Source organism: Micromonospora sp. NPDC048063 (assembly GCF_043202855.1).
GTDB lineage: Bacteria > Actinomycetota > Actinomycetes > Mycobacteriales > Micromonosporaceae > Micromonospora.
The window spans coordinates 291,963-313,729 of the sequence record NZ_JBIDBG010000005.1 but is presented as its reverse complement, the minus strand read 5'-3'; the positions used below and the strand labels follow the sequence as shown (position 1 = coordinate 313,729).

Genomic DNA, 21,767 nt, shown 5'->3' with positions numbered 1-21,767 from the left:
TCGCCGGCACCACCCCTCCGATCCGGCCACCAGCGGTCGGACCGGCACCTCGCCGGCTGACGGCGCGCCGGCCCGGCGGCGGTCACGCCGACCGCCGCCGGGCCCGTCGTCAGCCGACGCGACCGGCGGCCACCCGACCCGGCCCGCCTCGGGACCGCCGGCCGCCGCCCGTCACCAGGAGCAGCGCGACGATCAGGTACGGCACGGCGGCCACCGCGAAGGCGAACCCGTTGCCGGCCCCGGTGGCGAGCAGGCCGTACCCGCCGTAGACGGCGATGATCGTCACGTCGGTGGCCATCCCGGCGAGCGAGGTGACCGTGGCCCGGCTGCTGCCGGTGACCCGGGCCTGCAAGCGGGCGTCGGCGAGCACGGTGGCGAGTTGGAAGCCGCAGAACGCGGCCGCGACCAGCACGAACCCGACGGGCCGGGCGAGCAGCGCTCCGGCGGCCAGGGCCACGCCGGACACCGCCAGCAGCCCGGCGTACCCGCGGGTGGTCAGCCGCTCCCCCGCCGGGGCGAGCAGGCCGCCGGCGCTCACCCCGGCCCAGATGAGCAGGAGCAGCAGCGGCACGCTCGCCTCGGCGACGCCGGTGTCCCGCGCCAGCAGCGGCGTGTACTCCTCGAGGGCCCCCCAGACCGCCGCGACCGCCGCGACCAGCAGCACCGCCGCGCGGACGGCCCGGTCGGCGTGCGCCTCGGCGAGCCCGGCGCGCAGGCTCGCCCACCAGCCGAGGTCGCCGTCCTCGTCGCCCGCGTCCCGTCCCGCCTCGGCGGCCCGCCCGGTCCACTCCTGGCTGGCGGTCGCGGCCGGGCCGGCGGTGGTGGCCGCTGCCGGCCCGGCCGCGGGAGCGGCAGCGGCCACCGGGGCGTCGCCCCGCCGGTGTTCGGGGAAGCGGGTGGCGACGGCGGCGGCGAGCAGGCAGGCGAGCACGCTGGCCACGCCCACCGCCGGGTAGCCGCCGACGGCGAACACCGGGCCGGCCAGGACGATCGAGGCGAGCACGCCGAGCGTCTCGGCCGTCCTGGCCCGGCCGATGACGCGGGCGTACCGGCCGGCGGCGTCGAGCCGGTCGAGTTCGTCGAAGACCAGCGCCTCCAGCGCACCCGAGGCGAGCGCACCGCCGGCGCCCCACAGCACGAACCCGACGGCGAAGGCCGGATACGAGGGGACGAGCACCCAGAGCGCGAAGCCGGCGGCCGTGACGAGCGGGGCGAGGGCGAGCAGCAGCCGCCGGGAGACCGCGTCGGCGAAGGCGCCGGAGGGCACCTCCAGCAGGATGCCGCTGGCCGACCAGATCACGAACAGCGAGGAGATCTGCCAGACCGACAGGCCGGTGTCGCTGAACAGCAGCGCGTACAGCGGATAGAGCAGAACGAGTTCACCGAGGAACGCGTACCCGTAGAGGATGGCCGCCAGCCGGCGGACACGCGGATCGGGCACGCGCACAGTGTGGACAGTCATGAAGCCTTCCCGTGGAGACGAAGCGGACGCCGGGCGTACGGCGTCCGCGGCGGCCCACGGGGGCGACCGTCAGCGGTGCATCAACATCGCCACGTCATGCCGGCGATGTTAGGCGGCGGCGGCCCTGACGGCCATGCCGTACCGCGACACGCGTCGGGGTGGGACCCGTGCGGATCCCACCCCGGAACGCGGCGGCGCGGTCAGCGGCGGAACTTCTCCTGTCCCATCGGCGGGATGACCATGGTGGCCTCGGCGTCCTGGCCGGTCGGCTGCGCCGGGACCGTGGCGCCCGTCGAGGTGACCTGGGTGGCGTCCGGGTCGACGTGGGGCGCGGCCGGGTCGGCGGGGCGCGGCACGACCTGGGTGGCGTCGGCGTCCACGGCCGGGCCGGCGGGTTCACCGGCACGGACGACCTGGGTGGCGTCGGCGGCCGGCTCGGTCAGGTGGGTCTCGGTGTCGCGGCGGCCGGCCTGGTAGGCGCGGGCGTGCGTGGCGATCAGGTGCGACTCCTGCTCGGCGCGGGTCAGCCAGGACTCCCAGCGGCTCTGCATCGGACGGACCAGACCGCCGCCAACCCCGACGACGAGGATGCCGCCGACGGTGGCGAGCACGGCGACCAGCACCGGGGTGGTCACGGCGGTCGCCACACCGATCTGGTTGAGGGCGGCGATGACGCCGAGGCCGAGGATGAACACCGAGGCGATGCTGGCCAGGATGCGGCCGTACGACAGCCCGCCCAGGGCGCCGCTGATGATGTCCTTGACGGCGTTGGCGATCGCGGCGGCGACCACGACAATGACGATCGCGACGAAGGCACGGGGCAGCCAGGCGATCACGCCGGCGATCAGGTCCGAGACGGGATTCGGGCCCCAGATGCCGAACGCGAGCTGGAGGGTCACCAGCAGCACGCCGTAGTAGGCGAGCTTCGCGACGATGTCGCTGGCGTCGTACCGGGACCGGGCCAGGGCCCGGCGGATCCCGCCGCGCTCCACCGCGCGGTCGAAGCCCACCCGCTCCAGCACCTTGTCTACGATCTTGAGCACGGCCTTGGCGATCAGCCAGCCGACCACCAGGATCGCCACGAAGGCCACGGCCTTGGGCAGGAACAGCATCACCGAGCGGAGGGCGTCCCCCACCGCGTCGCCGAAGTCGTCTCTCATGGGAATCCTCCACACGGGTGTCCGTCTCGTCGCGCCCGACCTACCCTCGGCGCCGGCCGGGGAAACACCGGTCGGCGCCGGGCGGCGTCGCGTCGACGCGACGGTGCCGGCGGGGCCGCGCGCCCGCTCGGCCGGGAGGGTCAGCGGCGCCGGCAGTCGTAGGCGACCGGGGCCTGGGCCTGCACCGGGGACGGCGAGGTGATGTTGACCGTGGCCGTCTCGGTCGTGGTGCCCACGCCGCTGAAGGCCCAGCGCAGCGTCAACTCGACGGTGCGCTGGCCGCGGCCGACCCGCTCGGCCAGCAGGCTGCCGGGGGCGCTGCCACTGCGCAGCCACTGGTAGCGGATCTCCCCCGCCCGGCCGTTGGTCGACACGGTGGCCACCACGTCGACGGTGACGTCGCACCGGTCGCCGGCCGGCCGCGGCACCGCCACCGTGACCCCGGTGACCTCCAGAGGGCTGATCCGCTGCCAGAGATAGAGGCCGACGGCGGCGAGCAGCGCGACGGTGAGCACGGTGGAGAGCACCGAGGTGACGGTCCGCCACGCCGGCCGCCGCCGGCGCGGGGGCGTCGGCACGGGCCAGGCGGGCGCGACCGGTGGGGTGGCCGGCACGCCCGGCCCGAACCGCACCTCGCCGCCCACGGGCACGAGGGACGCTCCCGTACGCCCGCCGAAGACCGTCCCCGGCCCTGCCCCGGTGGTACGCCCCGTCCCGACCGCGGTCACCGGGCCCGTCGGCTCCTGCCCGCTCGGTTGCGCCGTCGTCCACGGCCCGGACCGCCCACCCGCATCGACCGGCAGCCGGCCGGGGTCCACGTGCGTGGACGGCACGGGACCGGCGGGCGGGGCTACCCGCCACCCCGGCGCGAGGTGCGCCGTGGGCTCTCCCCCGCCGAGGTGCCCGGTGGCGTCCCCAAGGTTCAGGTGCGCCGTAGCTTCCCCCTGGGCCAGGTGTGCCGTGCCGTCTCTGGCGGCCGGGTGCCGCATCGTCGGCGCGCCGCCGGGCAGGGGCGCGGTCGGCTCGCCGGAGCCGGGGTACGACGTGGGCTCGCCGGAACCCAGGTAGGCCGTGGGCTCACCGGAACCCGGGTAGGCCGTCGGCCCGCCGGAACGCAGGTAGGCCGTGGGCTCGCCGGAACCCAGGTAGGCCGTCGGCCCGCCGGAACCCGGGTAGGCCGTGGGATCACCAGAGGCCAGGTGTGCCGTGGGCTCGCCAGCACTCACGTGCGCGGTGGGTTCGTCGGAGGCGGGGTGTGCGGTGGGCCCGGTCGGGTGCGGGACGCCGTCGAGCCGGGCGGTCGCCGCGGCGTCGACGGGCAGCCGGTGGGTGGGCAGCGCCTCGGTCTGGTCGTTCGGCTGGGTCACGGCGGCCCGCCCTCCGTCATCGTGGTCGACATCCGGGCCACCGATCAGCCCGGGGTGCAGAACGGGCGGAGCGTCACGTGGACCGGCGAACTCTCGGGCGAGGCGTTGCCGGCCTCGTCGACCGCGACGACCCGGACCGGGATCCGGGTGCTGTCGCCCGGCCGGGGCAGGTCGCGCAGGACGCCACGGAACAGTCCACGACGGTCGGCCGTCATGGGCACCTCCGTGGTGCGGCCGTCCAGGGTGTACCGGAAGCTGACCCGCAGTCTCCCGGCCGTCGTACGGTCGTCGGAGACGACGGCGGACACGGTGCTGGACGTGGGCCCGTACGGACAGCCCTCGGGGTCCAGCGCGGTCGGGCTTGCCGCGACCTGCCCGACGGAGGGCGCGACGGTGTCCGCCGGCGGTGGCGGGCTGGTGCTGGCCGACGCGGTCGGCGAGGCGGAAGCGGACGGGGACGACGACGCGCTCGGGCCGGTTGACGCCGGGGCGGCCGTCGTCGCGGTGGGCGTGGCGGACGCCGGGACGGGGGTCGCCGCCGCCGTCGGCGTGGGCGGCGCGGCGGCCGGGGCGGACGCCTCGCCGGTCGGACCCGCCGTCGCCTGCGGGGCGGCCGCCGCCGGCACGGTCTCGTCGCGGCTGGCGTAGCTCAGCCCGGCCCCGCCGACCAGCAGTGCGGCGACCAACCCGCCGCCGAGCAGCGCCGCGCGGGCCCGGCCCGCGCGCAGCCAGGTCCACCGGCCGGTGCCCCCGCCCAGTGCGGTGCTGGCCAGGCTGGTGGCCCCGCCGGTGCCGTCGGGGAACGGGAAGAGGGCGGCGAGCAGGGCCGCCCGGCGGGCCAGCTCGCGCAGGCCGCGCTCCTCCCACTCCGGTCCGTACGCGCCGGCCGCCACCTGCTCCAGCACGGCGAGGAAGACCTGCGCGGGTTGCGGTCGCTCGGCCGGTTGCTTGGCCATGCCGTGCCGCAGCAGGTCGTGCACCGGCTCGGGAGCCGGGTCGGTGGGGATCGGCGCCCGAGCGTGCTGCTGGTGCAGGGTGAACAGGTCCCGCCCGTCGTAGGGCGGCCGACCGGTGAGGCACTCGTAGAAGGTGGCGGTGGCCGCGTAGATGTCGCAGGCCGGGCTGGCCGGGGCGCCCGTCCACTGCTCGGGGGCCATGTAGCGGGGGGTGCCGGTGACGCTGACGCCGGAGGTCTCCCCGACCGGCATCGCGATGCCGAAGTCGGCCAGCTTGCTGGTGCCCTCGGCGGTGACCAGCACGTTCTCCGGCTTGTAGTCGCGGTGCACCACGCCCCTGGCGTGCGCGGCGCCGAGCCCGGCGAGCGATCCCTTGAGAACGCACAGCGCCGACTCCGCGGTGGTGGGGCCGTGCGCGCGCAGCATCTGCCGCAGCGATACGCCGTCGACCAGCTCCATGACGATCGCCGCGCCGGCGGGCGACTCGACGTACTCGTAGAGCCGGGAGACGTGCGGGTCGTCGATCTCGGCCAGCAGCCGGGCCTCGTCCCGGAACGCGGTGCGGAACGAGGGGTCGTCACCGATGCCGCTGGTGAGGTACTTGATGGCGACCGGGGTGCCGGTCGCGTCGTGCACGGCGAGGTCCACCCGGCCGGACGCGCCGGCGCCGAGCTGCCGGACCGGGCGGTAGCCCGAGACCTGCCAGCCGGTCACGCGCTCACCTCCCCACCCCGGAACGGACAGCCTCCGTGGCTGCCTCGGTGGCCATTGTGGTCGCGCCGGGCGGTGGATCCATCGGCGCAACGGCTGCTTCCGGGCTCCGGACGTCCCGCTCGGCGCGGCGGGGTGACGGCATGGTCGGTAACGGACACCGCCCACTCGTAGCACCCTCTCGCAAGCGTCGTCGCCGAGCGGGCGGCCACCCGCCGGCTCGGCGGGCGGTGGTCGTACCCGGGCAGCCGGGCGAACCGGCGACGGAGGCGGCGGCGCGCCGAGGTCGGCAGGCGCGGGCCGGCGAGGGGTCAGGCCGGGGGTCGGTGGCGGCCGTCGCCGGGCGCGGCGGTGGGTGCCGGTGCGGCGCGCTCCGCCGCGGGGGGCTGCGCCGCCGGCGGCTCGGCTTCGCGCGTGGGTGCGGCGGCGTGGGTGAACTTGTCGAAGAAGCGCAGCAGCTCGACCGGGAACGGCATCACCAGGGTGCTGTTCTTCTCCGCCGCCACGTCCACGACGGTCTGCAGCAGCCGGAGCTGGTACGCCCCGGGGGTCGCCGCCATCGCCCGGGACGCGTCGGCGAGCCGGCGGGACGCCTGGTACTCGCCGTCGGCGGCGATCACCCGGGCGCGGCGCTCGCGTTCCGCCTCGGCCTGGCGGGACATCGACCGCTTCATCCCCTCGGGCAGCGCGACGTCCTTGACCTCGACCCGCTCGATGAGCAGCCCCCACGGCTTCTCGGTCGGCGCGTCGATGACGGCCTTCAGCTCGGTGTTGATCCGCTCCCGGTCGCCGAGCAGGGTGTCCAGGTCGGCCTTGCCGATCACCGACCGCAGCGCGGTCTGCGCCACCTGGAGCACGGCCGCAGGGTAGTCGCGGACGTTGACCAGCGCCTTCACCGGGTCGACGACCCGGTAGTAGACGACCGCGTCGACGGTGAGGGTGACGTTGTCCCGGGTGATGGCGCCCTGCGGGGGCACGCCGATCACGGTCGTCTGCATGCTGACCCGGACCATCCGGTCGGCGATCGGGACGATCAGGCGCAGGCCGGGCTCGCGGACCGGTTGCAGCACGCGGCCGAAGCGGAAGACGATGCCGCGCTGGTACTGCTGTACAAGCCGGACGCTCAGGGCGCCGACGAGCGCGAAGAACACGACCACGATCACCGCGCCGATCACGACGGCTTCCACGGCACCCCCGATCCGTTCGGCTCCCCGGGCCCCCCTTTCCCGCTGCGTCGCCGGATAGTCCTGCCTCTCCGGCGGTCGTCCGGTCGGCCGCCGGCGCCCCTCGGGGCAGATCGGAGGTTGCCGGACGCCGGGCCGATTTCCTGGCTACGGTACGGGGAGCAGGCCGGCGGGGGCTGCCCGGCCGTGGGTCGGGCGGTCCGGCAGCACCGGGCCGAGGAAGGCCGATCGCTGGAGGCGATGCCGGTGACGATGGAAGCAGAGCGCACTCTCCGCGCCGACGAGATCACCGAGCTGGGCGAGCTCGCCGCGCAGTTGCGGGTGGACGCGATCCGGTGCAGCACCCGAGCCGGGTCCGGTCACCCGACCTCCAGCCTGTCCGCCGCGGACCTGCTCGCCGTGCTGGTCACCCGGCACCTGCGCTACGACTGGTCGGATCCGGGCGCTCGCGCCAACGACCACCTGATCTTCTCCAAGGGCCACGCCTCGCCCCTGCTGTACGCGGTCTTCAAGGCGGTCGGGGTGATCAGCGACGAGGAGCTGGTGGAGACCTACCGCCAGTTCGGCTCGCGCCTGCAGGGGCACCCGACACCGGTGCTGCCCTGGGTCGACGTGGCCACGGGCGCGCTCGGCCAGGGGCTGCCCGTCGGTGTCGGGATCGCGCTGGCCGGCCGGTACCTCGACCGGCTGCCGTACCACGTCTGGGTGTTGTGCGGGGACAGCGAGACGGCCGAGGGCTCCATCTGGGAGGCGCTGGACAAGGCGAGCCACTACGGGCTCGGCAACCTCACGGCGATCGTGGACGTGAACCGGTTCGGGCAGCGAGGGCCGACCGAGTTGGAATGGGACCTGGACACCTACCGGCGGCGGGTCGAGGCGTTCGGCTGCCGGGCGGTCGTCGTCGACGGTCACGACCTCGCCGCCGTCGACGAGGCGCTGGGCCGCGCCCGGCAGGCGACGGGTCCGACCGTGGTGCTCGCCCGGACCGTGAAGGGCAAGGGCGTACCCGAGGTCGAGAACAAGCCGGGCTGGCACGGCAAGCCGTTCAAGCCCGACCTGGCCGACCGCGCCGTCGACGCGCTCGGCGGCGTACGCCAGATCCGCGTCGCCGGCCCACGCCCCGAGGCCGCTCCGCCGCCCGCCGCTGCCGCCGGCGCGCCACCGGAGCTGCCCCGGTACGACCGGGGGGCGAAGGTCGCCACCCGCAACGCCTACGGCGACGCGCTGCGCGCGCTGGGCGCCCGGCCGGACGTGGTCGCGCTGGACGGCGAGGTCAGCGACTCGACGCGCGCCGACCGGTTCGCCGGGGAGTATCCCGACCGGTTCTTCGAGATGTTCATCGCCGAACAGCAGCTGGTCGCCGCGGCGGTCGGGTTGCAGGTACGCGGGTACCGGCCCTTCGCCTCGACCTTCGCGGCCTTCTTCTCCCGCGCCTACGACTTCATCCGGATGGCCGGCATCTCCGGGGCCGACATCGCCCTGTCCGGCTCGCACGCGGGGGTGGAGGTGGGGGCGGACGGCCCCTCGCAGATGGGGCTGGAGGACCTGGCGGCGATGCGCGCCGTCCACGGGTCGACCGTCCTCTACCCCAGCGACGCCGTGTCCTGCGCGGCCCTGGTGCGGGAGATGGTCGACTGCGGGGGCATCACCTACCTGCGGACGACCCGGGGGGCGTACCCCGTCCTGTACGGCAACGACGAGGACTTCCCGGTGGGCGGCAGCAAGCTGCTGCGCGGCGGCGACGACGACCGGGTAGCGCTGGTCGGGGCCGGGGTGACGGTGCACAACTGCCTCGCCGCCGCGGACCGGCTGGCGGGCGAGGGCGTCGCGGCCCGGGTGATCGACCTGTACTCGGTGAAGCCGCTGGACCGGCAGCGGTTGCTGGACGCCGTCCGGGTCACCGGCGGCCGGCTGGTGGTGGTGGAGGACCACTACCCGGAGGGTGGCCTCGGCTCGGCCGTGCTGGAGTCGCTGGCCGACCTCGCCGAGCCGGTGCGGGTGACGCACCTCGCCGTCCGCGGCCTGCCCACCTCCGGGACGTCGAGCCAGCTCATGGACCAGGCGGGAATCGGGGTGGAGGCGATCGTCGCGGCGTCGCGCGCCGCGCTGTCCCGAGACTGAGCGGGCGGGCGACGGGTGGCCGCGCAGCCGGGTCGGTGAACAGAGCGCCGACGAGTGCTTCCGGTGCGATGGTGACCGGCCGGTCGCTGACCTGCCCGTCGCCGAGTTCGACGATCCGCCACACCCCGTCGGCGCGCAGGGCCAGATCCACCGTCACGAAGGGCAACCGCAGCGCCGCGATCGACGCGCCCAGCGGACACGGGTCGAAGTCCGCGGGCGGGGTGTCGTGCGGGCTGTCCGGGTGCGCGCCGACCAGGACGCAGCCGCCGTCGATCCACCACCTGCGGACCTCGGCGCCGGCGAACCGCTCGAACCGGCGCAGCACGAGGCCACCGACGACGTCCTCCGCGCGCAGGTCGAGGAACCGGCTCGCGATCGCCCAGGCGGCGTCACCGTCGTCCAGGTTCGGGATGAACGCCGCCTCGTGCCAGTGGTGCTTCATCGACTTGGTGAAGTCGCGTAGCACCGCTGGCCCGCCGCCGAGGTCGCACCGCGCCCGCTCGAAGTCGGCGCGCCGTGTCCCGACCGTCCACGTCGTACGCGGCGTCAATTCGGCGAGGTCGGGATACCAGCCGGGCAGCTCGTGGGCCCGCATGTACTGCTCGGCGCTCGTCCGCAGCGTGACGCCACGGCCGGCCAGCGCTGCGGCGAAGGCGGCGTACCGCTCGCTGCGCAACATCCACCCGCGGTAGACGGCCTCGCCCTCCACCGTTATTCGGGACACCGCCCGCGGCACGTCGTCGCCACGGGCCAACGCGTCGTGGTCGACGAGGGCGACCGCGACGCCGGCGTCCCGGGCCGCGCGTGTCTCCGGCGCGAAGTGGTCATCCGGACGACGCGGCCGCAGCGGGTCCGCGGGAACGATCAACAGCATCCGGTGGATGTTGCCCGATCGGCCCGTGGGACGCGACCGCGTTCCCGTCGGCGATGCCGGCGGTGGTGCCGGGCGACGGCGACTTCCCGTCGCCGCGCACCAGGACAACCGATCGGCGGGCGAGTGCGTCCTTAGTCCAAGCAGTCGGATAGGGCGGTGTGGAGGTTCGATGGACGAGGTTGCCGAGGACGCGTTCCGGTCGTTCGTCGCGGCGCGTTCGGCGGCGCTGCTGCGCAGCGCTTACCTGCTGGTCGGCGACCGCGACAGGGCCGAGGACCTGCTGCAGACGGTGCTCATCAAGACGTACGTCAGGTGGTCGCGCATCCGGGACCCCGCCGTCGAGGGGTACGTGCGGCGGGCGCTGGTCACCACCGCGACGTCGTGGTGGCGGGGCCGGGCGTACCGGGAGCGACCGGTCGACACGGTGCCGGACCGCGGCGGCGTGGACGAGACGGACGCGCGCCTGGAGCACGACGCGATGTGGCAGCGCCTGCTGACGCTGCCGCCGAAGCAGCGGGCCGTGCTGGTGCTGCGCTACTACGAGGGCATGGCCGAGGCGGAGATCGCCGAGGTGCTGGACATCCGGCGGGGCACGGTGAAGAGCCACGCGTCGCGGGGTCTCGCCGCGCTACGCCGTCAACTGGAGGAACAGGATGCGGAGAAGGGGGCGGTGACGCCATGAACGACCGACCGGACCGGGGACTCGCCGACGCACTCGAGCGGCGGGCCGACTCGATCGCGCCGGGGCCTCGGCTCTCCGCCGAGGAGATCGTGCAGGCGGGACGCCGAGCGGCCCGACGACGGACCACGCGGATCCGGGTGTCCGCGGCGGCAGCGGTCACCGCGCTGGCGGTCGTGGCCGCGCCCGCCGTGATCGACGCCGTACGACGTCCGACCCATCCGGCGCCGGCCGCGTCCAGGTCGGAGCCGCCGCGCGGCCTGCCCACGGCCTGCCCGGTCGAGCGGCTGCCGGTGCCGGCGGGCAGCGTCATGGACATGGTGATCGGCATGGATCCGACCGGTCGCTACATCGTGGGTCGGACGAACCCCGGCCGCGGCGGCACCGGTCTCGACATGTTGATCTGGGACAACGGCCGCCTCCAGGTGATCCCGGTGCCGGGCGACCAGCAACTGCCCACCGACATCAACTCCCGCGGCGAGGCGGTCGGCGTCAGCGGCACCGTCGGTGAACGGGCGTGGATCTACCGCGACGGCACCGTGACGCATCTGCCCGGGCAGCCCTCGACGCGGGCCAACGCGATCAACGAGGGCGGTGTCGTGGTCGGTGCGAACGGGCTCCGACAGCCCCTGGTCTGGCGAACCCCGACGGACCAACCGACGGTGCTGCCGATGCCGGACGGCGACTGGGAGGGCGAGGCCAGCGACATCTCCGCCGACGGCACGATCGTCGGCACGCTCAACCGCCAGCGCACCACCCTGTTCCAGGCGTACGCCTGGTTGCCCGACGGCACGCTGCGGGAACTGCCGCCACCGGTCGTCGACGGCGAGAGAGCCGTCGCCACACGCGCGATGTCGATCTTCGGGGACTGGGTGGCCGGCACCGCGGATGGGCCACGCGGTGACGTCCCGACGCGGTGGAACCTGCGCACCGGCGAGGTCCAGACCTTCCCCGGGATGCGGATGGGCGGTCGCGGCGTCAGTGCCGACGGCTGGCTCGTCGGCAGCCGGGAGGGGCAGGGACTGCTCGCCAGCCACCAGGGCATGGTGACGCTGCCGGACCTGCACGACCACGACACCAACATGTCGAACTACGCCGTGGCGATCAGCCGGGACGGTCGCCTCGTCGCGGGTGGCGGGTCGGTCGGCGGTCCCCGGGCTGTCCCGGTGGTGTGGCGCTGCCGGTGACACTCCGACCCGGGGAGGCGCGGCCGGGCCGGGGTTGCCGTCGCGACGACCGTCACCGGCAGCCTCGGCCCGCCGCCGCGAAAGTTCGCGGCCCTATGCTGAGCCGATGGAGGTGGAGTTCAGCGGCGAGATGTTCTTCTGGAGGGGCCCCGCGCCGTGGCACTTCGTCCCCGTGCCGGAAGACGACTCCCGCGAGCTGAACGCGACCTGCGCGTCCGTGAGCTACGGCTGGGGCATGATCCCGGTGACGGCCCGGATCGGGGGCACCGGGTGGCGGACGTCGCTGTTCCCCAAGGACGGGCGTTACCTCGTGCCGGTGAAGGCCGGGGTGCGCGAGGCCGAAGGGCTCGCGGTCGGAGACGCCGTCACGGTGCGCCTGGTCGTCGACGTCTGACCCGGGTGACCGGGTCGGGCCGGAGGCGTCCCGGCCGGGACCCTACAGCGCTCCGCCCCAGTTGTCGGTGGTGAGTCGGCCGGTGGTGTCGTCGATGAAGCGGTGTTCGAGGGTGCCGTTCGTCGTCCGGTAGAACACGTGGTGCTGGTTCGGAGTCGACAGTCCCGCCGGGTCGTCGGTCACCACACCACGGGCGCCCCAGTCGTCGACGCCCGGGTTGATCCCCGGCCACCAGTACCAGTGGACCAGGTCGCCCGAAGCCGTACGGGCGAAGACGTGCTGCTGATCGCGGTGCACGAACGCGTGCGGGTTCCCCACGAACCCACCACCGGGCCACACGCCACCGTTGAGCGTGCCGGACGGATCGTCGAAGAACCGATGCTGCAACCTGCCGTCGGCATTGCGGAAGAACACGTGGTGCTGGTTGCCGCCGTAGGAGAACCCGGTCGGGTCCGACGCCACACCCGAGGTCACACCCCAGTTGTCCGTAGCGGGGTTGATGCCCGGCCACCAGTACCAGTGGATCAACCCACCCGAGGCCGTACGGGCGAAGACGTGCTGCTGGTCCCGATGCACGAACGCGTACGGATTCCCCACGAACCCACCACCCGGCCACACCCCACCGGCGATCTGGCCCGTGTTCAGGTCGTAGAAGCGGTGCTCCAGGTTCCCCTCCGGATTGCGGTAGAACACGTGCTGCTGACTGCCGTACGCGAAGCCGGTCGGATTCGACATCACCCGCCCGACCGTGTTCCAGTCGTCCAAGCCGGGAGAGGCCATGCCCGGCCCGAACCACCAGTGTCGCAACGTGTTGTCGCTCCCCCGCGCGAACACGTGCTGCTGACCGGCGTGCGAATACCCGACCGCCTTGCCCGTCAGCGGGCCCCCGCCCCAGTCCGCCCGCACCAGTCCCGCACCCGGCGACCACGACAGGTTCACCAACGACCCCGCCGCACCCACCGCCACGACGTGCTGCCCGTCGCCGAAACCGAACGCCCGACCGGCGACGGGCTCGGCGGGGCGACCGCAGTTGTCGCTGGTGAGGTACCGCTGGTGGTAGGAGCCCGGATACGGCGCGAGGGAGATGCCGTTGATGACGATGCTCTGCCCGACGCCGTTGTACAGCTGCTCGTAGTGGATGTGCGCGCCGAAGGAGTTGCCGGTGTTGCCGGTCAGCCCGATCTGCTGGCCCTGGGCGACTGTCGCGCCGTTGGCCACCGAGTAGGCGGCGAGGTGGAAGTAGTAGGTCTTCCATCCGCCGCCGTGCTCGATGGCGATGTAGTTGCCCGCGCCGCTGGGCTGCGAGTAGCGGTAGGCGGTGCCGGCTGCCGAGGCGAGCACGGGGGTGCCGTCGGTGACCCCGCCGTCGGCCCGGACGAAGTCCAGCGCCTGACGGACCTCGCTGCTGTGGTGGCTGTAGGTCCACCGTTGCCCGCACGGGAACGGGGCTTTGAAGGTGGGCGCGGCGGCGCCGGCGGGTGTGCCGGCCGCCACGGCCAGCGCCGCCCACGTCACCACGGCGGCCACGAGCGCCACGCCCAGTCGGCGGACGATGCCTACGGTACGCACGGGCGGCTCCTCGCTGCGGTGGTGGCGGCTGCGGAAACGGGCCGTGCGATCTGCGGTCGCGCCGGCCCGACGGTCGGTCTGGGCGGTGCTCGGAGCGCGGGCGAGCGGGGCTCCGATGGCGCGAGTCTGGAGAAGGGCGGTGACGCCTGTCAATGGATTGACGAAAGTTTCCGGCAGGGTGTCACTAGCCACCCGCAAACATCCTTCGGCGCCGGAGCGCGCTTGACCGCGCCGGACGTTGGCCGTAGCTTCCAGCTATACATCGACGAGGGTCGCTTGATCAGGTCGGCATCCGTTCCGGCGCCACAGTTCTCCGCCCTGCCCGCCGCACGCTCGCGACAAGGACGGTCATGACGATCAACCGCCGCTCACTGCTCGGGAAGGTCGCCGTGGTCGGCGCGGCCGCCGCGGTCGCGCCGGCCCTGGCCCCCGGCGCGGCCCAGGCCGCCTACTGGAAGAAGCGCCTCACCGGCGCCGACCTGGACACCAACCACCGGTGGCAGGTCGCCGGCACCGACCTCGGCATACCGTACGTGCTGGAGAACGGCTCCATCGGCTACCTGTTCGGCGACACCTTCAACACGCCGTGGCCGGAGGGCCCGCCGCTGCCCAACGACTGGCGCTCACCGGTGATGCTGCGCTCCTACGTCCACCCGGGGTCGAGCGGTGGGATCGTCTTCGACAGCGCCGCCCGGGTCGCCGGCAACGGGCGGGCTCCCGAGCTGATGCACAACGGCCACAACGGCGTCGGCATCGACGGCCTCTGGGAGGTGACCGTCATCCCCAACGACGGCATCAGCTTCCCCGAGACCGGCCGCCAGCTCGTCTCGTACATGAGCATCGAGAACTGGAACTCCGCCGGCCCCGCCGGGCCGCACTGGAAGTCGCGCTACGCGGGGCTGGCCTACAGCGACAACGGCAACGACTTCGTCCGTACGCCGCTGAAGTGGTGGAACGACGGCACCAACACGGACCCCTTCCAGATGTGGACGATGCAGCGCGACGGAGACTGGGTGTACGTCTTCTCGGTGCGCTCGGGCCGGCAGGACGGCCCGATGATGCTGCGCCGCGTTCGCTGGGACCGGCTCTTCTATCCCGAGTCCTACGAGGGCTGGGGCTGGAACGGCACCAACTGGGGCTGGAGCCGCCCGTGCACGCCGATCCTCACCGGCCGGTTCGGCGAGCCGTCGGTGCGGCGGCTCGCCGACGGCACCTGGGTGATGTCCTACCTCAACTGCGCGACCGGCTGCATCGTCACCCGCACCGCCGGCGGGCCGGACCAGGTCTGGACGGCGGAGAAGGTCCAGGTCACGCCGTGGCAGGAGCCCGGGCTCTACGGCGGCTTCATCCACCCGTGGTCCAGCCGCCGGGCCAACGACCTGCACCTGATGGTGTCGAAGTGGACCAGGACGCCCGACAACCGGAGCACCGCGTACCACGTCAGTCAATTCGTCGCGTCGGCGTGAACCCGCCGGACGGAGGCGGGCGCGCAGCAGTCGTCACGCCGGGTCGACGCGGCCCCGGCGCTGGAGGGAAACCATGAGTGAGAGTGGCAACGTCCGTCGTCGAGTGAGCCGCCGGCGCCTGCTGGCCGGCACGGCGGGAGTCGCCGCCGCCGGAGCGTTCGTCGGGGCGTTCTCCGCGTCGTCCCCCGCGGTCGCCGCTGTCGACGGCCACGGCCTGCACATCGTCGACCGCAACGAGAACCCCGGCCGGCTGCAGTACTACCGCTTCGCCACCGCCGCCGTCGAGTGGGACCCAGCGGTCAACGTCCTGCTGCCCGACGGCTACCACACCAGCGGCAGGCGCTATCCCGTGCTGTACCTCCTGCACGGCGGCGGAGCCGACTTCCGCACCTTCCACCTGCAGGACAACATCATCAATCTCACCGCCGGCCGGGAGATCATCGTCGTCATGCCGGACGCCTCGACCGGCTGGTACTCGAACCCGGTGCACAGCAACACCGGCCCCCGCAACTGGGAGACCTTCCACATGGCGCAACTGCTGCCGTGGATCGAGTCGAACTTCCGCACGTTCCCGGAGTACGACGGACGCGCGGTCGCCGGGTTCTCGATGGGCGGGTTCGGCGCCCTCAAGTACGCCGCGAAGTACTACGGCCACTTCTGTTCGGTCAGCTCCCACTCCGGTCCGGCCAGCCTGCGCCGGGACTTCGGCCTGGTCGTGCACTGGGCCAACGCCACCTCGGCGGCGCTGGACCTGGGCGGCGGCACGGTCTACGGCGCACCGCTGTGGGACGAGGCCCGGGTCAGCGCCGACAACCCCGTCCAGCGCATCGGCAGCTACCACAACAAGCGCGTCTTCCTCGCCGCCGGCACCTCGCCCGACCCGGTCAACTGGTTCGACACCGTCAACGAGACCCAGGTGCTGGCCGGCCAGCGCGAGTTCCGGGCGGCTCTCGCCCGCGCCGGCATCCCGCACGAGTGGCGCGAGGTTCCCGGGGGCCACTACTTCCGGCACGAGCTCTTCGTCCAGGACCTCGACGGCATGCTCCGCCGCCTCCGCCGCGCCGGCTGACCTCGTCGACGTCCCCGCCGCGCCACCCGAGCCGTGGCGCGGCAGGGACGTCGTCGCAGGCTGCGCGGTGCACGGAATCCGCGCCGGCGGGCACTCACCGCGGCGCGGCGGGCTGCCGGCCGGAATCGTCGGGCGCGGTGATGGTGACGTCGAAGACGTCGAGGAGGCCGAGCAGTCCCGCGAGGGCGACGGCTTCGTCGCGTTTGAGGATGATGCTGCGGGTGGCGTCGGGGTCGTCGCCGTCGTGGTAGACCAACTCGCGCCGGCCGCCGGCGTAGTGGGTCACCACCCCGACGCGGCATCCGGCGTCGGTGGTGAACATGCGGCGAAAACCGATGCCGGGCAGCGGTGTCAGTTCGACGTCCATCGGAACTCCAGGTAATGAGGGAACCGCAGCCGGTGGGCGCGGTGCGGTGACGGCCGGACGAGGGGCACGTCCGGCCGCGGCGGCGACGGCAGGCACGGTGCGTCGTCGCCGCGCCGTGCGGGGACCGTCGCGCGGGGTCAGCCGGTGAGCAGCAGGCGCAGGCCGGCGAGCGTGGCCAGGTGCGGATCCGGGGGCATCGTGACGGTGCGGCCGGTCAGGGCGGCCAGCCGGGCCGCGAGCCCCGGATGCGCCGCCCCGCCACCGGTGATCAGCAGCCGACGTCGACCCGGGCCGACCGGGCGGGCGCCGACGCGGCGCACGGCGGCCGCGATGAACGGCACCTGGTCGACGGCGTTGGGCACGTCGACGTGCTCGGCGGCGGCGACCGCGCGGTCGGCGATGCGGGCGATCTCGGTGCGGCCGTGCCCGATGTCGACGGCGACGACGTCGTCGCGGTCCAGGTCGGCCTGGCAGGCCAGGGCGGCCGCCAACGGCTCCTCCACGGTGGCGACGCGCCCGCCGAGCGCCCGGCGGACCACCGCGACGAGGAGGTTCTTCTGCTGCAACGTGGCGGTGGCCGGCACGCCGACGACGACCGGTGAGACGTCGTCGCCCGGCCGCCCGGCGGCCGCCGCCACCACCCGCAACAGGTGTACGCAGGTGAAGAAGTCCTCCACCACGCCGTGCCGCACCGGCCACAACAGCTTCGCGCCGCTGGTGGCGCGCAGGTCCATCGCGGCGCGCCCGACGGCATGGCCGCCGGAGGGTATCCGCGCGACGACGGCGGGTTCGGTGACGACCTCCCCGTGCACCGGGGTCCACACGCGCACCGTCGACGTGCCGAGGTCGAGGGCGACGGGATGCCGTACGCCGAGGCGGGCGTACGCGCCGGGAGCCAGCATGCTCATCGCCCCCGCGCCGGAGCGGGCGCGGCGGCGCACGTCGTCGGTCGGGGCGGTCCGTCACCGACGGACAGGGAACGGGGGCGCGTGTCGTGACGCAGGGTCGGCATGGTGCTCCAAGCCACGGGCCGGCGCCGTAGGGCGTCGGGAGGCGAACAGGCTTCAGACGGCGAACGTCAGCCTGGGCGGAGCACGGTCCGCCGACCACGCCGGCACGCAACCGGGGACGGCCCGCCGCGTGCACCGGAACACGATGCACAGCCCGACGGCCCGCGCCGCCGACAGCACCATGACCAGCACGGCCAGCATCAGCAGCGCCGACAGCGAGACGCGCTTGCCGACGCGGCGGAGACCGTGCCGATCCTGCATGGCCGACACCATAGCCGGGCGACCGGCCGCTCGGCCACGGCGTTCGACGGGCGCCACCCGGCCGCCGGTTCCGCAAGCCCTGGCGCCGGGACAGATAGCTGACTAAGTCAGGTTTCATGACCTCGGATCAGCTCGTCGCCGCGGTGCGGCGGTTCAACCGGACGGTGACCCAGCGGGTGGGCGCCCTCGACGACGCGTACATGGCGCGCGGGCGTCCCCTCGCGCAGTCGCGGGTGCTGTGGGAGATCGGCCCCGGTGGCAGCGAGGTCGCGGCGCTCCGGGCCCGGCTCGGGCTGGACTCGGGCCACCTCAGCCGGCTCCTGCGCACCCTGGAGCACGACGGGCTGGTCACCGTCGGGCCCTCCGACCCTTTCGGGGGCGACGGGCGGGTACGGGTCGCCACGCTCACCGACGCCGGCCGGGCGGAGTGGTCCGAACTCGACAGGCGCTCCGACGAGTTCGCCTCGTCGATCCTCGCGCCGCTGTCCGCGCGGCGCCGGGAGCGGCTCGTCGCGGCGATGGCCGAGGTCGAGCGGCTGCTCGTCGCGTCGATGGTGGTCATCGCACCCTGCCCGCCCGGCGACCCGCGGGCCCGGGCCTGCACGCGGGCCTATGCCCGGGAGGTCTCCCGACGCTTCGACGACGGGTTCGATCCGAGCCGGAGCAACCCGGTGCACGACGAGGACCTCGTCCCGCCGGCCGGCCTGTTCCTGCTCGCCACCCTCAACGGCGAGCCCGTCGGGTGCGGCGCGGTCAAGCTCCACCGCGACGCGCCCGCCGAGATCAAGCGGGTCTGGGTGGCGGACACCGTACGCGGGCTCGGGGTCGGGCGGCGGATGCTCGGCGAGCTGGAACGACACGCCGCCGCACGGGGCCGGACCGCCGTCCGGCTGGACACCAATCGCAACCTCACCGAGGCGATCGCGATGTACCGCGCGGCCGGCTACCGGGAGATCGAGCCCTACAACACCGAGCACTACGCGCACCACTGGTTCGAGAAGCGCCTGACGCCGTGACGTGTCGACCGCCGCGCCGCCGCCCGACGGCGAGCCCGGGCGACGGGCGGACGGGCAACGGGCGACGGGCGGAACGACGCCAGCAGGGCGACGGGAATGGCGAATCAATTGACGCCGGCCCTCGTTCCCGCTGCGCGCATTCTGCTCTGACCGCCATGGGCCGGGGCACCAATCCGGGTAGTTTCTCCGTGTGGTCTACCCCCATTGCCGTGTGACGATGACGACGGTGGGGAATTGCCGTCTCCGGCGTACCGAATGACGGGCCCGGCATTTCTTCCGGGCCGGCTCGGCGGGCGCGGAACCACCGCGGAGCGTTGATCGGAGTGGTCACGACACGGCGCCTTCCGGCCGAACGGCCTCGCCAGTGGGCGGTCGGCAGGCAAGCGGCTCCCGGTCAGCGCTGGGGCGGCGCGGACGACTCCGGGACCAGCGGGTCGTGCGCGGCGTGCCGCAGTTGGCGGGTGCCGACGGCCTCGGCCAGCGCGAACGCGCACAGGGCGCCGGCGAGGACGGCCAGCCCCGCCAGCCGGGACACCGCGGTGGTCACCGCCGTCAGCCCGACCAGCGCCACGATCGCGACGAGCCGCAGGCCACGGACCCGGTGCTGGATGCGCCACCAGAAGGCCTGGTCGGCGAGGAGGAAGACGATCACCCCGCCGTAGAGGGTGAGGTGGGACATGTCCCACCACCCGACGGGTCCGGCGACCCGCTCGACCTCCGCCACCGTCTTGCGTAGCCCGAGCGCGACCAGCACGACCCCGACGATCATCGGCAGGTGCGAGTACGTGTACGCCTCGAGCGCGAGCCGGCTGCGCCGGCCGTCGTGCAGTCTCTGCACGCCTCGCTGCCCCGCGGTGGCGTCGACGTCGAAGTACGCCCACCAGAGCATGGCGACCACCACCAGGCTCAGCACGGAGGCGACGGCCACGGGCACGGAGACCGCGCGGTTGCTCACCGAGGCGCCGGTCGAGACGATCGCGCCGCCGAGCGCGACGAGGATGATCAGGCCGAACCGGTCGGCCCAGTGCTCGGCGGAGCGGACCGGCCAGTGCCGGGCGTTGAGCAGGTAACCGCTGCCGAGTTCGACGATGACGGCCGCGGCCCACAGGGCGGCACGGACGGGTCGGAAGGCCTGCGGATCGTCCGACGGCGGCGGGACGATGGCGGCGGCGTAGAGCAGCGCGAGCGCCACGGCGGCCGACACCGCGAGGCGCACCAACTGGCCGCGGAACAGCCGGTCCTTCCTGGCGACCGTCCAGAACGCGACGAAGTTCAGGGCGCGCACGAGGCCGTAGCACGTCACGAAGACCAGCGGTCCCGGCAGGCCGCCGGGCAGGCCGATGAAGACCGCGGGCACGGCGACGGCGATCACCAGGATGCTCGCCGCGGCGCCGAGGAGCAGGAGCCGGGCGAGGGCGTTCTCGGTGCGGAACGAGCTGCCGAGCCAGGCGTAGCTGCACCACGCCCACCAGAGCAGCACGAGCACCGCCAGCCCCTGGAGCAGCCCGCGCCAGCCGGGTTGCGCGGTCATCAGCTCGGTGACCTGGATGAAGGCGTAGACGAAGACCAGGTCGAGGAAGAGTTCCTTGGGCGTGACTCCGGTGGAGCGCTCGGTGACCGGCTCGATCGCCCGGTGCAGCGCCCGGTGCCGCACCCGGAAGACGGTGCGGTCGAGCAGGACCAGGCTGGCGACCGCGGCGGCGAGCAGCCCCAACTGGGCGACCACCGGCGCCCGCGCCGCCACCGGGACGAGCGCCAGCACCAGGACGAGGCCGACGAGCGGCCCGCGGCCCCAGATGCCGATCGTCCGGCGCTCGAAGGCGATCAGGGCGAGCAGGTACAGTGCCACCCCGCCGTACAGGGCGAAGAGGCCGAGCGCCGGCTCCGACCGCACCGACTGGAACGCCACACTGTTGAACGTGTGCTTGAGCCCGAGCGAGAGCAGGATCAGCCCGACGATCATCGGCAGGTGCAGGAACGTGTACGCGTCCCGGGCGAGCCGCGAGCGGGCGACGCCGGAGGCCTGTTCCAGCGCGTCCTCGGCGGAGAACCTGGCGATGTCGAAGTACGTCCACCAGAGCACGCCCACCAGCAGCATGCTGAGCACGGCGCCCCCGACCACCGCCCAGGTGACCGGGCTGGCCCAGCCGACACCCTGGCCCGTGCCGGCCGAGATGATGATCTCGCCGAACGCCACCAGGATGATCAGATGGAACCGTTCGGTCCAGTGCTTGACGGACTGGACGCGCCACCAGCTCACGCCGATGATCGCTATCCCGAGGTACTCGACGAGGAAGGCGGCCAGCAGCAGCGCGAAGCGGGTCCACTCCCGGGCTTCGCCGGCGGCACCGAACGCGCCGACGGGCAGGAGGCCCGCGGCCAGCAGCAACGGCGCGGCGGCAAGCAGGGGCACCCAGACACGCGGGTACGTGCGCCGGGCGGCGGGATCCCGCCAGACGGCGACGGTGGCCACCAGCAGCGCGCCGGAGCGGACGACCAGGTAGCAGACCACGACGACCAGCGGCCCGTGCAGGCCGCCCGGCTTGTCGGAGAACGTCTCGTTGAGGGTCACCCCCACGACCAGGATCAGCGCCGCCAGGCCGAAGATGACCACCGGCATGACGCCCCGGTCCACCCGGACGACGTTGCCGAGCCAGGCGTACGACAGCCAGCAGGTCCAGAGCAGGACCAGTAGCACCACGCCGTGCAGCAGGCTCGCGACGGTCAGGTCGGACGCGGCCGTGCTGGACACGGTGATGAAGGCGAAGACGAAGATCAGGTCGAGGAAGAGCTCCAGCCGGCTGACCGCGCTGGACTCCCCGACCAGCTGGATCCGGCCGGCCGCCACCGTCGGCCCCTTCTCGGTCACGTTCCCCACTCTGCCAAGGCCCGGCGGGGTGGACAGCGGATCCGG

At 73.8% G+C, this 21,767-nt stretch carries 18 protein-coding genes; 7 read left to right on the top strand and 11 right to left on the bottom strand.

Annotation, left to right across the window (positions count from 1 at the left end; genetic code table 11):
* Positions 1 to 109: 109 nt before the first annotated feature.
* From ACGFZ2_RS16380 to ACGFZ2_RS16360, 5 genes are all read right to left on the bottom strand, one after another.
* Entirely contained in the window at positions 110 to 1,462 is a 1,353-nt protein-coding gene (locus ACGFZ2_RS16380) for an MFS transporter (protein WP_393454247.1), read from the bottom strand.
* A gap of 200 nt (positions 1,463 to 1,662) precedes the next feature.
* Positions 1,663 to 2,622 carry a hypothetical protein gene (locus ACGFZ2_RS16375; protein WP_393264006.1) on the bottom strand — a complete coding sequence of 320 codons (960 nt, stop codon included), beginning with the start codon at positions 2,620 to 2,622 and terminating at the stop codon, positions 1,663 to 1,665.
* Positions 2,623 to 2,762: 140 nt separating this feature from the next.
* Positions 2,763 to 3,989 (bottom strand): hypothetical protein, encoded by a 1,227-nt coding sequence (locus tag ACGFZ2_RS16370; RefSeq protein WP_393454244.1) that lies wholly within the window; start codon positions 3,987 to 3,989, stop codon positions 2,763 to 2,765.
* Between the two features lie 44 nt (positions 3,990 to 4,033).
* A complete protein-coding gene (locus ACGFZ2_RS16365; protein ID WP_393454241.1) occupies positions 4,034 to 5,659 on the bottom strand; it encodes a serine/threonine-protein kinase in 1,626 nt (541 codons plus the stop codon).
* A gap of 308 nt (positions 5,660 to 5,967) precedes the next feature.
* Positions 5,968 to 6,843: an SPFH domain-containing protein gene (locus ACGFZ2_RS16360; RefSeq protein WP_393454238.1), complete on the bottom strand. Its 876-nt coding sequence runs from the start codon at positions 6,841 to 6,843 to the stop codon at positions 5,968 to 5,970.
* A 249-nt stretch (positions 6,844 to 7,092) separates the two neighbouring features.
* Between ACGFZ2_RS16360 and ACGFZ2_RS16355 the strand changes: the two genes are divergently transcribed.
* Positions 7,093 to 8,961 (top strand): transketolase, encoded by a 1,869-nt coding sequence (locus ACGFZ2_RS16355; RefSeq protein ID WP_393454418.1) that lies wholly within the window; start codon positions 7,093 to 7,095, stop codon positions 8,959 to 8,961.
* Here ACGFZ2_RS16355 and ACGFZ2_RS16350 read toward each other — a convergent pair.
* Positions 8,891 to 9,835 (bottom strand): ATP-grasp domain-containing protein, encoded by a 945-nt coding sequence (locus tag ACGFZ2_RS16350; RefSeq protein WP_393454235.1) that lies wholly within the window; start codon positions 9,833 to 9,835, stop codon positions 8,891 to 8,893. The genes ACGFZ2_RS16355 and ACGFZ2_RS16350 overlap by 71 nt on opposite strands.
* A gap of 169 nt (positions 9,836 to 10,004) precedes the next feature.
* Here ACGFZ2_RS16350 and ACGFZ2_RS16345 point away from each other — a divergent pair, with 169 nt between their 5' ends.
* The 3 genes from ACGFZ2_RS16345 to ACGFZ2_RS16335 all read left to right on the top strand — a co-directional run bounded on the left by ACGFZ2_RS16345 (position 10,005) and on the right by ACGFZ2_RS16335 (position 12,095).
* Positions 10,005 to 10,517, top strand: coding sequence for a SigE family RNA polymerase sigma factor (locus ACGFZ2_RS16345; protein ID WP_393454232.1), 513 nt, complete (start codon positions 10,005 to 10,007; stop codon positions 10,515 to 10,517).
* Positions 10,514 to 11,701 carry a hypothetical protein gene (locus ACGFZ2_RS16340; RefSeq protein ID WP_393454229.1) on the top strand — a complete coding sequence of 396 codons (1,188 nt, stop codon included), beginning with the start codon at positions 10,514 to 10,516 and terminating at the stop codon, positions 11,699 to 11,701. The genes ACGFZ2_RS16345 and ACGFZ2_RS16340 overlap by 4 nt, the downstream gene beginning before the upstream one ends.
* A gap of 106 nt (positions 11,702 to 11,807) precedes the next feature.
* The gene (locus tag ACGFZ2_RS16335; RefSeq protein ID WP_393454227.1) at positions 11,808 to 12,095 is read left to right on the top strand and encodes a DUF1905 domain-containing protein; all 288 of its coding nucleotides are present in this window, start codon (positions 11,808 to 11,810) and stop codon (positions 12,093 to 12,095) included.
* Positions 12,096 to 12,137: 42 nt separating this feature from the next.
* On the opposite strand, the gene ACGFZ2_RS16330 is transcribed toward ACGFZ2_RS16335, so the two are convergent.
* Positions 12,138 to 13,622 (bottom strand): peptidoglycan DD-metalloendopeptidase family protein, encoded by a 1,485-nt coding sequence (locus tag ACGFZ2_RS16330; protein ID WP_393264440.1) that lies wholly within the window; start codon positions 13,620 to 13,622, stop codon positions 12,138 to 12,140.
* Between the two features lie 392 nt (positions 13,623 to 14,014).
* Between ACGFZ2_RS16330 and ACGFZ2_RS16325 the strand changes: the two genes are divergently transcribed.
* A complete protein-coding gene (locus ACGFZ2_RS16325) occupies positions 14,015 to 15,130 on the top strand; it encodes a DUF4185 domain-containing protein (RefSeq protein ID WP_393454225.1) in 1,116 nt (371 codons plus the stop codon).
* A 73-nt stretch (positions 15,131 to 15,203) separates the two neighbouring features.
* Positions 15,204 to 16,199 carry an alpha/beta hydrolase gene (locus ACGFZ2_RS16320; protein ID WP_393264023.1) on the top strand — a complete coding sequence of 332 codons (996 nt, stop codon included), beginning with the start codon at positions 15,204 to 15,206 and terminating at the stop codon, positions 16,197 to 16,199.
* A gap of 94 nt (positions 16,200 to 16,293) precedes the next feature.
* Here ACGFZ2_RS16320 and ACGFZ2_RS16315 read toward each other — a convergent pair whose 3' ends face one another.
* From ACGFZ2_RS16315 to ACGFZ2_RS16305, 3 genes are all read right to left on the bottom strand, one after another.
* Positions 16,294 to 16,566, bottom strand: coding sequence for a potassium transporter TrkA (locus ACGFZ2_RS16315; RefSeq protein ID WP_393454223.1), 273 nt, complete (start codon positions 16,564 to 16,566; stop codon positions 16,294 to 16,296).
* A gap of 137 nt (positions 16,567 to 16,703) precedes the next feature.
* Complete coding sequence (locus tag ACGFZ2_RS16310; protein ID WP_357702800.1) at positions 16,704 to 17,474, bottom strand: rod shape-determining protein; 771 nt, start codon at positions 17,472 to 17,474, stop codon at positions 16,704 to 16,706.
* Between the two features lie 156 nt (positions 17,475 to 17,630).
* A complete protein-coding gene (locus tag ACGFZ2_RS16305) occupies positions 17,631 to 17,837 on the bottom strand; it encodes a hypothetical protein (RefSeq protein ID WP_357702798.1) in 207 nt (68 codons plus the stop codon).
* A 116-nt stretch (positions 17,838 to 17,953) separates the two neighbouring features.
* On the opposite strand from ACGFZ2_RS16305, the gene ACGFZ2_RS16300 reads away from it, so the two are divergent.
* Positions 17,954 to 18,853 carry a GNAT family N-acetyltransferase gene (locus ACGFZ2_RS16300; protein ID WP_393454221.1) on the top strand — a complete coding sequence of 300 codons (900 nt, stop codon included), beginning with the start codon at positions 17,954 to 17,956 and terminating at the stop codon, positions 18,851 to 18,853.
* A gap of 394 nt (positions 18,854 to 19,247) precedes the next feature.
* Here the strand turns inward: ACGFZ2_RS16300 and ACGFZ2_RS16295 are convergent, their stop codons facing one another.
* The gene (locus ACGFZ2_RS16295; protein ID WP_393454217.1) at positions 19,248 to 21,722 is read right to left on the bottom strand and encodes a low temperature requirement protein A; all 2,475 of its coding nucleotides are present in this window, start codon (positions 21,720 to 21,722) and stop codon (positions 19,248 to 19,250) included.
* Between the last annotated feature and the right edge of the window lie 45 nt (positions 21,723 to 21,767).

Excerpts from the sequence above, each read along its gene's own strand:
- ACGFZ2_RS16315 (WP_393454223.1), bottom strand. The coding sequence starts at position 16,566 with ATGGACGTCGAACTGACACCGCTGCCCGGCATCGGTTTTCGCCGCATG.
- ACGFZ2_RS16305 (WP_357702798.1), bottom strand. The coding sequence starts at position 17,837 with ATGCAGGATCGGCACGGTCTCCGCCGCGTCGGCAAGCGCGTCTCGCTG.
- ACGFZ2_RS16340 (WP_393454229.1), top strand. The coding sequence starts at position 10,514 with ATGAACGACCGACCGGACCGGGGACTCGCCGACGCACTCGAGCGGCGG.
- ACGFZ2_RS16320 (WP_393264023.1), top strand. The coding sequence starts at position 15,204 with ATGAGTGAGAGTGGCAACGTCCGTCGTCGAGTGAGCCGCCGGCGCCTG.
- ACGFZ2_RS16350 (WP_393454235.1), bottom strand. The coding sequence starts at position 9,835 with ATGCTGTTGATCGTTCCCGCGGACCCGCTGCGGCCGCGTCGTCCGGAT.
- ACGFZ2_RS16345 (WP_393454232.1), top strand. The coding sequence starts at position 10,005 with ATGGACGAGGTTGCCGAGGACGCGTTCCGGTCGTTCGTCGCGGCGCGT.
- ACGFZ2_RS16310 (WP_357702800.1), bottom strand. The coding sequence starts at position 17,474 with ATGAGCATGCTGGCTCCCGGCGCGTACGCCCGCCTCGGCGTACGGCAT.
- ACGFZ2_RS16325 (WP_393454225.1), top strand. The coding sequence starts at position 14,015 with ATGACGATCAACCGCCGCTCACTGCTCGGGAAGGTCGCCGTGGTCGGC.
- ACGFZ2_RS16380 (WP_393454247.1), bottom strand. The coding sequence starts at position 1,462 with ATGACTGTCCACACTGTGCGCGTGCCCGATCCGCGTGTCCGCCGGCTG.
- ACGFZ2_RS16300 (WP_393454221.1), top strand. The coding sequence starts at position 17,954 with ATGACCTCGGATCAGCTCGTCGCCGCGGTGCGGCGGTTCAACCGGACG.
- ACGFZ2_RS16355 (WP_393454418.1), top strand. The coding sequence starts at position 7,093 with ATGGAAGCAGAGCGCACTCTCCGCGCCGACGAGATCACCGAGCTGGGC.
- ACGFZ2_RS16335 (WP_393454227.1), top strand. The coding sequence starts at position 11,808 with ATGGAGGTGGAGTTCAGCGGCGAGATGTTCTTCTGGAGGGGCCCCGCG.
- ACGFZ2_RS16375 (WP_393264006.1), bottom strand. The coding sequence starts at position 2,622 with ATGAGAGACGACTTCGGCGACGCGGTGGGGGACGCCCTCCGCTCGGTG.